Origin of the sequence: Streptomyces sp. NPDC048514, assembly GCF_043199955.1 — a bacterium.
Classification (GTDB): Bacteria; Actinomycetota; Actinomycetes; order Streptomycetales; family Streptomycetaceae; genus Streptomyces.
In genome coordinates, this window is record NZ_JBICWT010000011.1 from 351,044 (window position 1) to 362,967 (window position 11,924).

8 protein-coding genes and 4 tRNA genes are annotated in these 11,924 nt (G+C 69.8%); 5 read left to right on the plus strand and 7 right to left on the minus strand.

The features are described from left to right. Positions 1-180: 180 nt before the first annotated feature. Positions 181-1,023, plus strand: a complete 843-nt coding sequence (locus tag ACGFT2_RS25745; protein ID WP_393282141.1) for a hypothetical protein — start codon at positions 181-183, stop codon at positions 1,021-1,023. Positions 1,024-1,584: 561 nt separating this feature from the next. After that, on the plus strand, positions 1,585-1,791 hold the full coding sequence (gene bldC, locus ACGFT2_RS25750) for a developmental transcriptional regulator BldC (protein ID WP_003949541.1): 207 nt from the start codon (positions 1,585-1,587) through the stop codon (positions 1,789-1,791). 459 nt (positions 1,792-2,250) lie between these two features. Here the strand turns inward: bldC and ACGFT2_RS25755 are convergent, their stop codons facing one another. From ACGFT2_RS25755 to hrpA, 3 genes are all read right to left on the minus strand, one after another. Then, the gene (locus tag ACGFT2_RS25755; protein WP_393282143.1) at positions 2,251-2,439 is read right to left on the minus strand and encodes a DUF6274 family protein; all 189 of its coding nucleotides are present in this window, start codon (positions 2,437-2,439) and stop codon (positions 2,251-2,253) included. 518 nt (positions 2,440-2,957) lie between these two features. Then, a tRNA-Asp gene (locus ACGFT2_RS25760) sits at positions 2,958-3,032 on the minus strand. A 96-nt stretch (positions 3,033-3,128) separates the two neighbouring features. After that, on the minus strand, positions 3,129-7,094 hold the full coding sequence (gene hrpA, locus ACGFT2_RS25765; RefSeq protein WP_393282145.1) for an ATP-dependent RNA helicase HrpA: 3,966 nt from the start codon (positions 7,092-7,094) through the stop codon (positions 3,129-3,131). A gap of 169 nt (positions 7,095-7,263) precedes the next feature. Here hrpA and ACGFT2_RS25770 point away from each other — a divergent pair, with 169 nt between their 5' ends. Continuing rightward, on the plus strand, positions 7,264-8,361 hold the full coding sequence (locus ACGFT2_RS25770; protein WP_393282147.1) for an ABC transporter permease: 1,098 nt from the start codon (positions 7,264-7,266) through the stop codon (positions 8,359-8,361). Positions 8,362-8,591: 230 nt separating this feature from the next. Here the strand turns inward: ACGFT2_RS25770 and ACGFT2_RS25775 are convergent. From ACGFT2_RS25775 to ACGFT2_RS25790, 4 genes are all read right to left on the minus strand, one after another. Continuing rightward, a tRNA-Phe gene (locus tag ACGFT2_RS25775) sits at positions 8,592-8,665 on the minus strand. A 24-nt stretch (positions 8,666-8,689) separates the two neighbouring features. Next, positions 8,690-8,764: transfer RNA gene (locus ACGFT2_RS25780), tRNA-Asp, on the minus strand. A 36-nt stretch (positions 8,765-8,800) separates the two neighbouring features. Next, positions 8,801-8,873, minus strand: a tRNA-Glu gene (locus ACGFT2_RS25785). 80 nt (positions 8,874-8,953) lie between these two features. Then, a complete protein-coding gene (locus ACGFT2_RS25790) occupies positions 8,954-10,525 on the minus strand; it encodes a metallophosphoesterase (RefSeq protein ID WP_393282149.1) in 1,572 nt (523 codons plus the stop codon). 114 nt (positions 10,526-10,639) lie between these two features. On the opposite strand from ACGFT2_RS25790, the gene ACGFT2_RS25795 reads away from it, so the two are divergent. Next, positions 10,640-10,990, plus strand: coding sequence for a metallopeptidase family protein (locus tag ACGFT2_RS25795; protein WP_393282151.1), 351 nt, complete (start codon positions 10,640-10,642; stop codon positions 10,988-10,990). An 88-nt stretch (positions 10,991-11,078) separates the two neighbouring features. Continuing rightward, on the plus strand, positions 11,079-11,594 hold the full coding sequence (locus tag ACGFT2_RS25800; RefSeq protein ID WP_393282153.1) for a hypothetical protein: 516 nt from the start codon (positions 11,079-11,081) through the stop codon (positions 11,592-11,594). The last annotated feature ends 330 nt before the right edge of the window (positions 11,595-11,924 follow it).

An 11,924-nucleotide genomic window follows, 5' to 3' on the forward strand; every position in this document is an offset into this window, starting at 1 on the left:
CTGAGGGTCCTCCCACGCTTGTGGCAGGGAGGGCGGCGGGGCGCTGGCATGAGCGTAGAGCCTGTCCCCCGCCACCATCTGTGCAGTGTTCAGGATCACTCTCGCGCGCCTCTCGTGCACGCATGACCGTGGGACGATTTGCCGTGGTTTCGAGCCGGGTCCGATGGGGAGTGAGCAGGCGTGTCCAAGGTGTCCTCCGTGGTCGTCCCTTACGCCGCGTATCTGCGCGTGTACGAGCCGCTGGGCGCCTTCCCGGAGCCTGAGCGCGAGCACTGGGCGCGGTACGCCCGCCGTCCCGAACGCCCGTCCTATCAGGACGAACTGCGCCGTTCGCTCGCCGACCTGCTGCCCACCCCGCCGATCGCGGTGCCGGTGCACGAGAGCGGGGACGCCTTCGTGCTGGAGATCGACGGGGTCACCTGCGTGTGCCCCTGGCGGACCCGGCTGCGCGGCTGGCGGGCCCTCGGCGAGATCGAGGGGGAGCTGCCCCCGACCGTGCTGGACGCGGTGCTGCCGCCGGTGGTGCGCGACCAGGCCGCCCAGGACTACGAGCGCTGGCTCGCCCGCAACCCCGACGCCCGCCCCTGGATCCGCACGGCGACCTGGCAGGTGCCGCTGAACTGGTTCGTGCTGGTCTCGGACGAGGAGCGGCGGTACGACAAGGGGACCGCGGAGGTCCCGCCCGTGCTGCGCTACCGCACGCCGATGGTGCAGGCCAGGCGCCGGGTGGCGCGGGCGCTGCGCACACTGAAGGACACCGTCGAGGAGAGCCCGCTGATCGACGGCCTGGTGGACGTCGGCCGCTGGCTGGAGGAGTTCCACCCGCGCTCCCTGGTGGAGCTGGACTACGGCGGACTGGTGCATGTGCTGCCGGCCGGTGAGCTGGAGGGCGATCACTCGGCGGCGGACGTGGCCGGCGGCATCGAGGCGCTGCGCCGGGGCGACGGAGCGGCGGCCGGAGCGGCCTACGGCCGGCTCGTGGAGCGCTGGCGGTCGGTTCGGGACCGGCGATCGGCCAACTGACGAACTGACGTTTCAACAGAAACGCCGAGATAGTGACCTGGCTCACGGCTGAGATGTCGTCGAACAGCGTACGGTCAAGGGCACTTCACCAGCTGATGGGACGTTGGTCCCGATCCGGGCTTTTGTGTCAAGGATGGCTGAAGCGTGATGGACCGCACGTACTGGGCCCTTGCGCCTCTTGCCCCTCCTCGTGCCAAAATAGGACAAGGAGTCCGGGGAGGACTCTGTTCGCCCAACTGTGTTGCAGTGTGGGCGAAATCTCAGCATTGCACGCTTTGGGGGGTCTGGTGACTCCTGATCGCCCTGTGACTGATCGTCACAGTGGCGTGACTGTCCGCTATGGCATGGTCCATCGGCATCCGTCGCTGATGAACACCTGGGAGGGCAATTCCATCGGTTTGGCCGACGCGGCTGGACAGATGGTGTAGTTGTAGTGCCGAGGACAAGCCGTTCGTCCTATAACCGACTCGACTCGCGTCCGCCATTTCGGGCAACGCGGGTCAAGGTGCAGAATTTAGAGGAAAGAACCGAGAAGGTTCGGTTCTCCCGAGGAGGCCGCTCATGACCGCTCGCACCCCTGATGCCGAGCCGCTGCTGACCCCGGCTGAGGTCGCCACCATGTTCCGTGTCGACCCCAAGACGGTGACGCGGTGGGCGAAGGCCGGCAAGCTCACGTCCATCCGTACGCTCGGCGGGCACCGCCGCTACCGCGAGGCGGAGGTCCGTGCTCTGCTCGCGGGCATCCCGCAGCAGCGCAGCGAGGCCTGAACAACCGAATATCGGGCGAAACGGCTGGTCCCCCAACCTGCCGAGGCGCCCGGACCCTAGCTCCGAGCGACGCGGGACCTGCCCCAACAGGGCCCACGCCCAAGCCGAAGAGAACGTTGTAGGCAGCGACACAGGGTGCGTCGTAGATCGCGCTGGACTCCGCCGGGTCCAGCGCGATCTTTTTTGTGCGCTCGTCGCGGCTGTGCGGGTGCCTGCGTGAGCGGGCCTGTCGGAGTCTGGGGAGGGGTGTCGGAAGAGCCCTGCATGACCTCTGGTCGAAGTGCAATTGCACATATTAAATTGACCAGTTGTATGACCGGGGTAAGTGCCGCACTTTCAAAAATCCATGCGGTGACTCCCGTCACACACGGAGCGCCTTGTTGCCCTCGGCACCGGTGAGTTATTGGACCTGCGCGCTCCAGCGTGCCACGCCTCGGCCGGCGTAGGCGTGGGCATCGGTCACGCGCTGCGGGGACTTTGGTCCTGTGCTCCGCCGCTCGTGTCCTCGGGCCGGGGGCCGGTGTCCATCGCCAGCCGCAGCAGGCGATGACAGATGGGGCAGTGGCGGGTGAGGTGCCGATACCCCGAGGCGGCCGACAGGTGGGCCCGCAGGAGCGCCCGCGTCTCATGCCTCGCCGATGCCGCCATACGCCACCTCCGGAGCCGCACAGGGGAAACGGGCCCTGCAATCTGGGTACCGAGCGGATGTGACGTCGTCAAGGGCGCGGGGGCTCACACGAGCCGAACGGGCGGCGCGGAGGCCCGGACGCCGCACAGGAAGGCGCACCCTCGTTCTGCACCGTGGTGCGGATGAGGCACACGTCCCTCACGGGCGCGGCCTTCGGTCTGTGGCGGAGGGTGGGGGTACGACTGAGGCCCGCTGCCTCTCACGGGCGCGGGCCTCACTCGTACTGCGGTCCTGACGGGATTTGCCGTGTCTGATTGCGGCTTCGCCGCGGGCGCGGCCTTCGGTCTGTGGCGGAGGGTGGGGGTACGACTGAGGCCCGCTGCCTCTCACGGGCGCGGGCCTCACTCAACTGCGGTCCTGACGGGATTTGCCGTGTCTGATTGCGGCTTCGCCGCGGGCGCGGCCTTCGGTCTGTGGCGGGGGGTGGGGGTACGACTGAGGCCCGCTGCCTCTCACGGGCGCGGGCCTCACTCAACTGCGGTCCTGACGGGATTTGAACCCGCGGCCTCCACCTTGACAGGGTGGCGAGCACTCCAAACTGCTCCACAGGACCAGGTTTCGCGGCGTTCGACTTGCCGTCTTGCGCTGCGAGAAGGACTGTACAGGAGGTGAGCCCGCCTGGTCGAACTCACCCTCCGTGCACGGGTGATTACGGTGCGACGGCGTCGATCGCCTTCACGATCCGCTTGTCGGAGACGGGGTACGCGGTGCCCAGCGCGTGGGCGAAATAGCTCACCCGCAGCTCCTCGATCATCCAGCGGATGTCCAGTACCGCGGCGGGGACCGGGCGGCCCTGGGGGAGCTGTTCCAGGAGCCAGGCGTACTCGTCCTGCATCTCGTGGACCTTCTCCATCCGCGTGGTGTCCCGCTGGACGCCCGTCGGCATCTGCTGCAGGCGCCGGTCGGCGGCCACGAGGTAGCGCACGAGGTCGGGCAGGCGCCGTATCCCCGCCCAGGTGATGAATCCGGGCTTCACGAGGGCGTCCAGCTGCTTGCGGACGTCCGTCAGGTTGGCGAGCAGCACGGGGCTGCGCACGCCCTTCAGGCGCCGCTCACAGGCCTGCCAGGCCGCGAGGACCTGCTGGGCCTGGCCGACCGTGCGGACCGTCGTGTCCACGATCTCCGCGCGCACCTTGTCGTACAGCTTCCGGTACGACTCCTCGTCCCACGCCGGTCCGCCGAAGTCGCCGATCAGTTTGTCGGCCGCGGCCATCGCGCAGTCGTCGAACAGGGCCTGGACGGAGCCGTGCGGGTTCGCCGACAGGCCCAGCTTCTGCTGGTTCGTCAGCTTCTCCGATGCGAACTTCGCCGGGTTCACCGGGATGTTCCGCAGGATGAGCCGCCGCGTGCCCTTCCACATGGCTTCCGCCTGCTCGGCCTCCGTGTCGAAGAGCCGGACGGAGACCGTGTCGCCGTCGTCCACCAGCGCCGGGTACGCCTTGACCGGCTGGCCGGCCCGGCGGGTCTCGAACACGCGGGTGAGCGAGCCGATCGTCCAGTCGGTGAGGCCGCTCCGTTCCAGGGACTCGCCGCCCTCCCGGGACGCGGTCGCGGCGGCCGCCTGGGAGAGGGCCTGGCGCGCCTTCGGCTTCAGGCGCAGCTTCAGCGCCTCGAGGTCCTTGTCCTCGGCCAGCTTGCGGCGCCGCTCGTCCACGATCCTGAAGGTGATCTTCAGGTGGTCCGGGAGCCTGTCCCGGTCGAAGTCCTCCGCCTCGAAGGGCACGCCGACCATGCGCTTCAGCTCGCGGGCCATGGTGACCGTCAGCGGCTCCTGCTGGGGCACCGCACGCTCCAGGAAGGCCTTCGCGTAGTTCGGCGCGGGCACGTAGTGGCGGCGGATCGGTTTCGGGAGCGTGCGGATCAGCTCCGTCACGACCTCCCCGCGCAGGCCCGGGATCTGCCAGTCGAAGCCCTCGTCGGTGACCTGGTTGAGGACCTGGAGGGGGATGTGCACGGTCACGCCGTCGGCGTCGGCACCGGGCTCGAACTGGTAGGTCACCCGGAACTTGAGCTGCCCCTGCCGCCAGGTGTCCGGGTAGTCGGCCTTGGTGACCGCCTCCGCCGACTCCCGGATGAGCATCTCCCGCTCGAAGTCCAGGTGGTCCGGCTGCTCGTGCCGCTTGTGCTTCCACCAGGAGTCGAAGTGCGCACCGGAGACGACGTGTTCGGGCACCCGCTGGTCGTAGAAGTCGAACAGCGTCTCGTCGTCGACCACGATGTCCCGGCGCCGGGCGCGGTGCTCCAGCTCCTCGACCTCGCTGAGGAGCCTGCGGTTGTCGCCGAAGAACTTGTGGTGGGTGCGCCAGTCACCCTCGACCAGCGCGTTGCGGATGAACAGCTCGCGGCTGACCTCGGCGTCGATCCGGCCGTAGTTCACCTTCCGCTGGGCGACGATCGGGACGCCGTACAGCGTGACCTTCTCGTACGCCATCACGGCCGCCTGGTCCTTCTCCCAGTGCGGTTCGCTGTACGTCCGCTTCAGCAGGTGCCCGGCGAGCGGTTCGACCCACTCGGGCTCGATTTTGGCGTTGACCCTGGCCCACAGCCGGGAGGTCTCCACCAGCTCGGCCGACATCACGAACTTCGGCTGCTTCTTGAACAGCGCCGAGCCCGGGAAGATCGCGAACTTGGCGCTGCGGGCGCCCAGGTACTCGTTCTTGTTGCCGTCCTTCACGTCCTTCATCCCGATGTGGGAGAGCAGGCCGGCGAGGAGGGAGACGTGGACGCGGTCGGCTGGGGCGTCACTGCCCTCGGAAGGCTCCCCGAGGTGGATGCCCATCTGCTTGGCGACCGTGCGCAGCTGGGAGTAGATGTCCTGCCATTCGCGAATGCGCAGGAAGTTCAGGTACTCCTGCTTGCACATCCGGCGGAAGGAGCTGGAGCCGCGCTCCTTCTGCTGCTCGCGGACGTACCGCCACAGGTTCAGGTAGGCCAGGAAGTCGCTGGTCTCGTCCTTGAAGCGGGCGTGCTGCTGGTCGGCCTGGGCCTGCTTCTCCGCCGGGCGCTCGCGCGGGTCCTGGATGGACAGCGCGGCGGCGATGACCATGACCTCGCGGACGCAGCCGTTCTTGTCGGCCTCCAGGACCATCCGGGCCAGGCGCGGGTCGACGGGCAGCTGGGCCAGCTTGCGGCCGGTGTCGGTGAGGCGCTTGCGGGCGTCCTTGGCCGCCGGGTCCAGCGCGCCCAGCTCCTGCAGCAGCTGCACACCGTCGCGGATGTTGCGGTGGTCCGGCGGGTCGATGAAGGGGAACTTCTCGATGTCGCCGAGGCCGGCCGCGGTCATCTGCAGGATGACGGAGGCCAGGTTGGTGCGGAGGATCTCCGCGTCCGTGAACTCCGGCCGGGCGAGGAAGTCGTCCTCGCTGTACAGCCGGATGCAGACGCCGTCGGACGTACGGCCGCAGCGGCCCTTGCGCTGATTGGCGCTGGCCTGGGAGATCGGCTCGATGGGCAGCCGCTGGACCTTGGTGCGGTGGCTGTAGCGGCTGATCCGGGCGAAGCCGGGATCGATGACGTACTTGATGCCGGGCACGGTGAGGGAGGTCTCGGCGACGTTGGTCGCCAGAACGATCCTGCGTCCGGTGTGCGGCTGGAAGACGCGGTGCTGCTCGGCGTGCGAGAGGCGTGCGTACAGCGGCAGCACCTCGGTGAATCTGTACTTCTTCTTCTCCAGCGCGTCGGCCGTGTCGCGGATCTCCCGCTCACCGGAGAGGAAGACGAGGATGTCGCCCTTCCCCTCGCCCATCAGCTCGTCGACGGCGTCGGTGATGGCGGTGATCTGGTCGCGGTCGGCGTCCGCCGAGTCGTCGGAGGCCTCCTCCAGCAGCGGCCGGTAGCGCACCTCCACCGGATAGGTGCGGCCGCTGACCTCGACGATGGGGGCGTCGCCGAAGTGCCGGGAGAAGCGCTCGGGGTCGATGGTCGCCGAGGTGATGACGACCTTCAGGTCCGGCCGCTTCGGCAGCAGCTGGGCCAGGTAGCCGAGCAGGAAGTCGATGTTGAGGGACCGCTCGTGGGCCTCGTCGATGATGATCGTGTCGTAGGCGCGCAGCTCGCGGTCGGTCTGGATCTCGGCGAGCAGGATGCCGTCCGTCATCAGCTTGACGAAGGTCGCGTCCTGGTTCACCTGGTCGGTGAAGCGGACCTTCCAGCCCACGGCCTCGCCGAGCGGGGACTTCAGCTCCTCCGCGACCCGCTCGGCGACGGTGCGGGCGGCGATGCGCCGGGGCTGGGTGTGGCCGATCATGCCGCGGACGCCGCGGCCCAGCTCCAGACAGATCTTCGGGATCTGGGTCGTCTTTCCGGAACCGGTCTCGCCGGCGACGATGACGACCTGGTGATCGCGGATGGCGGCCGCGATCTCGTCCTTCTTCTGGCTGACGGGAAGTTGCTCGGGGTAGGTGACCACGGGCACGCGGGCGTGCCGCTCGGCCATCCGGGCCTCGGCCTTGCCGATCTCGGCGTCGATCTCGGAGAGGACGGCGGCGCGGGCTTCCGGCTTGCGGATCTTGCGCGCGCCCTCGAGCCGCCGGCCGAGCCGCTGCGCGTCGCGCAGTGACAGTTCGGTCAGGCGGGGGGCGAGGGTGCCGAGGGCGGGGGCGGGATGCGTAGACATACGCGATCCAGGATCTCACCCCCCGCGAAAAACGCGCGAACGATTTGACTGCGGGCCCCGCCCGCGAAAACGCGCGAACGATCTGACTGCGGGCGCCGCGGCCGGTGATGCGCTCCCCCGGGTGCCTATAACGAGAGCGGTGTGCACTTATTGATCTAGCGTGACCTCTATGTCCGATTCGCCGCACGGAGAGCACGGCCGGCCCCCGACCCGTGCGGAGCGCTTCGCGGCGTTCCGGGCCTCGCCGTTCCTGCCCGCGTCGGTCCTGCTGCTGATCCTCGCCGCCGCTGCCGGCCTCTTCGCCGGGTCCTACACCTACGCCATGGCCAACCCGACCCCGCACAGCATTCCCACCGCCGTGGTCGGCCGCTACGACGAGCCGGCGGCCCGGCGCTTCATCGGGGGCATGGAGCGGGCCCTGGGCGCCTCGCTCAAGCTGCACCCGTACGACAGCAGACGGGCGGCGGTGCGCGCGGTGGAACGGCAGAGGGAGTTCGCGGTGTTCGAGGTGCCACCGGCCGGCCGGGCCATCGGGCTCGATGTGTCCGGGGCCTCCGGGGCGACGGTCGCCCAGGTGCTCACCGAGGCGGCGGTGAAGGTGGGCGAGGCCACGGGCACGCCCGTGGTGGTGCACGATCTCAGGCCGCTGCAGAAGGGTGATCCGAGAGGGCTGGCGATCTTCTACATCTCGCTCGCCGCCGTGATCATCGGCTTCGTCGGTGCCATCCAGCTCAGCGTGCACGCCCGGGAGCTGAACCCGCTGGAGCGCATCGCCTTCACCCTCGCGTACTCGCTGCTGGGCGGGTTCGTGATCGCCGCGGTGGTGGACTGGCTGCTCGGCGCGCTCAGGCTGCCGTTCGCCGAGTCCTGGCTGATCCTCGCCCTGACGATGTTCACCTCGGGCATGGTGTTCACGATGTTCAACACCCTCTTCGGCCGCTGGGCCATGCTCCCGACGTGGGGCCTGATGGTCCTGCTGGGCAACCCCTCGTCCGGCGGCGCGGTCTCCTGGCCGCTGCTGCCGTCCCCGCTCGGCACGATCGGCCGCTGGCTGCCGCCCGGTGCCTCGGTGAACGCCCAGCACACGGCGGTGTACTTCCGGGGATACCAGCACGCCTTCCCGTTCCTGGTGCTGGCGGGCTGGCTGATCGTCTCCTGCGGGGTCTTCCTGATCTGGCGCCATCGGCATCCGGGCGGCCGCCCGGTCGGTGCCGCCCACGCCGCCCGGGGGGTGGGCCGGGCGGGCGGCGGTCCGATCTCTCAGTGACCGTGGCGGCATGCCGTCCTACTGCGGCGCGGTGAAACCGCCGTGCTGGTGTACGACGTTCCAGTCCGGTCCGGGAAAGCCGCTCATCAAGTCGATTTCCGCGGAAGTTCAGCAGCAACGAGACTTGAGAACCAATGACCACTGCTTATTTGAATCGGTGTGAACCGTCATACAGAAGAGCCCCTCTCCAGAGAGATGGAGAGGGGCTCAGCCCCTGTACAGGGCGGCTGTGGCTGGGGCCGGGGTCGAACCGGCGACCTTCCGCTTTTCAGGCGGACGCTCGTACCAACTGAGCTACCCAGCCACGGTGTTTCACGTGAAACACCAGCGGTCCTGACGGGATTTGAACCCGCGGCCTCCACCTTGACAGGGTGGCGAGCACTCCAAACTGCTCCACAGGACCAAGCTTGTGTGCAACAGTGTCGCACACGATCTTGCGTGCCCCCAACGGGATTCGAACCCGTGCTACCGCCTTGAAAGGGCGGCGTCCTAGGCCGCTAGACGATGAGGGCTATCGGCCCGCCTGGGCGCTTCGCAGCGCGTCGGGGACGTGAGAAGCATATGGGATGGCGGGTGGGATCGCCAAAACGGTTTACGGAGAGCGTCGGGACGGCCGCCCGGACGGGGTGGCGGAGGGCGTACCGGCCGGGGCCGTCTCGGGACGGTTCTCGTCCGCCAGATGGCGGCTGACCTCGGCCGTTGTCAGCCCCAGCCCGCCCAGCTCGATCGCGTCCCAGGCCTGGAGACGGCGGCTGCCGCGGTCGAAGTAGAGGATCGACGCCTGGACGGGAGCGGGGTACTGGTGTTCCACCGCGCGCAGGCCGCTGCCGCCCGTCGAGCCCTCCCTGCGCAGCCGGGTGCCGTGCTTCAGCATCTCGGTGCCCTCGTGGTGCAGATGCCCGCACAGCACCAGCGGGACCGCGCCGTCCGTCTCCCGGGCCGCCGTCGGCTCGTGGACCATCGCCACGTCCACCGGCGTGCCGACCGCCCGCTGGTCGCGCAGAGAGCTGGCGAGCCGGTCGCCCGCCAGCTCCTCGGAGGCCTCGCTGCCCGGCACGACCGAGCGGTCGGGGGTGAACTGCGGGTCGCCGATGCCCGCGAAGCGCAGGCCGCCGACGGTCTCCGCCCGGCCGTCGTCCAGGACGTGCACGTTCTTCATGTGCTCCAGGTAGCGCTGGGTGCTCGCGGAGTCATGGTTGCCCCGTACCCAGACGTACGGCGCTCCGAGGTCCGCGATCGGGTCCAGGAAGCCGTTCTCCGCCGCCGAGCCGTGATCCATCGTGTCCCCGGAGTCGACGATCACGTTCACCTTGTACTGCTGCACCAGCGAGGCGATGATCTTCCAGCTCGCCGGGTTCAGATGGATGTCGGAGACGTGCAGGACCCTGATGGTGGAGGGGTCGGGCCGGTAGGCCGGGAGCGTGGACGTGACGTCGTAGAGCTTGGTCACGTTCGTCACCAGGCGCGCCAACTCCTTCTGGTAGACGTCGAACTCGGTGACGATGCTGCGGGCGTTGCCGACCACGGACGGCGCCGAGCTGAGCAGCCCGGAGAACCTCGGCTCCAGGACCGACTTCGGGTTCCAGGTGGCGTACGCGGTCGCGCCCGACGCGGCCAGCAGGGCCAGGGCCAGACCGCCGGCCGCGAGGGCCCGGCGCGGGCGGCGGTAGACGGCCAGGCCGAGTGCCGTGGCGCCGGCGACGACGGCCACGCAGGAGCGCACGGCCAGGTCGCGGGTGCCGCGCTCGACGTCGCCGGTGACCTCGTCCTGGAGACCGGAGAGCCGCTCGGGGTGGTCGACCAGGGCCTGTGAGCGCACCGGGTCCAGCTGGTCGACGTTGACGTCCAGCCGGACGGGGGCGGCATGGCTGTCCAGGCTCAGCGCGCCGAGCGGCGAGATGTTGATCTTCGTGCCGCCGGTGAGAGAGGGGCGCAGGGCCATCGTCGTGTTCATGGGTCCCACCGGGGCCCGTACGCTGCCGACGATCAGCAGGCCCAGCCAGGCACCGGCGAGGACGACCGCCGTGAGGCCGAGGGCGCGGAGCCAGGGCCGGGGGCGCTCGGCCGGCTCCAGGGCGGGCGGTGCCGGCTCGCGGCTGCGGCGTATGCGGTTCGAGATCCGGTTCGGCAGGTGGGTCAGGGCTGCGACGGGGACGCGGGCCATTGGTCCCGTATGCCCACGTCCGTGCGCGGATATGCGACGGCAGGTGTGTACCCCGGCCTTGATCACACGCGTACGGGCCCCGCTCATCGGCCCCGCGTGCCGGACAATGAGCCTGTGCTGGAGATGACGCGCGAGGAGTTCGAGGAACTGGTCGCCGAGGCGCTCGACCGGATCCCGCCGGAGCTGACGCGGCTCATGGACAACGTGGCGGTGTTCGTCGAGGACGAACCTCCCGCCGACGACCCCGAGCTGCTCGGGCTCTACGAGGGGACCCCGCTGACCGACCGGGGCGAGTGGTACGCCGGGGTCCTGCCGGACCGGATCACCCTCTACCGGGGGCCGACGCTCAGGATGTGCGAGACCCGCGAGGACGTCGTCGCGGAGACCGAGGTGACCGTGGTGCACGAGATCGCCCACCACTTCGGCATCGACGACGCGCGCCTGCACGCCCTCGGCTACGGGTGAGTGCCGATTCGAACGCGGCGCGTGTCCTCCTGCGGGCGGCTGGAGTTGGGGAGGTTGACTCCTTTCCTTGTCCCCGGAGGTGGCCGCCGTGCGCCCCAGTTACGTACCTGTCCGTCTGGTCGTCACGGTGCTCGCTGTCACGGCGGTGGCCGGCTGTGTGAACGTGGGGGACGACGCGGGCCGGGCCAGGCCCTCCCACTCGGCCGGACGGCACGGCGGTGAGGCCCCGGACGGCGGGCCGGTGTGGGGTGAGGGCGGCCGGGGGCACGGCGGTGCGCGGGGTGACGGCAAGCACGGGCGCCGCGGCAAGACGAAGCCGGGGGAGTCGGCCTCGGCATCGGCCACGCCGTCGGGGCCGGACAGCGCTTCCGCGGCTCCGACGAAGCCCGGCGGGACCGTCGACCCCGGGGATCCCGCGCCGACCCAGGACCAGCCGGAGCCGCCGCCCATCTCGGCGCCGCCCGAACCGCCCGCCTCTCCGCCGCCACCGCCCGCCTCGGAGCCACCGTCGGCCGAGCCGTCCTCGTCGGCCCACGAGGAGACGGGGCCGCAACTGGTCCAGCGCGAGCCGGTACCGGCGCCCGCGGCGGGCATCCCGGTGTGACGCCCGCCGGGCTTCCGGCCGCCGGCGTGGCCGTCCGCCGATGCGCGGGAAGTGAGCGGTATCACCGGGCCGCCGGGGCGCGGCGGGCGCGGTCTTCGGGGCGTGGTGAGCGGCGTCGATGGGCTGCTCGGCGCTGCCGGGGTGCGGGGGGAGGGGGTCCGGCCTGCGGTTATGAGGTCGGTTTGCCTTCAGGGGTGGTGGGTGCGTATGGTGGTAGATCGTTTGATCCCATTTGCCCGGCGCCATCACAGAGCGCGCCGTGTGGCGCGTACTCTCCTTTGCCGTGGCGGACCGCATTGAGGCGGTCGTGAGCGAATCACGGAGTTGACG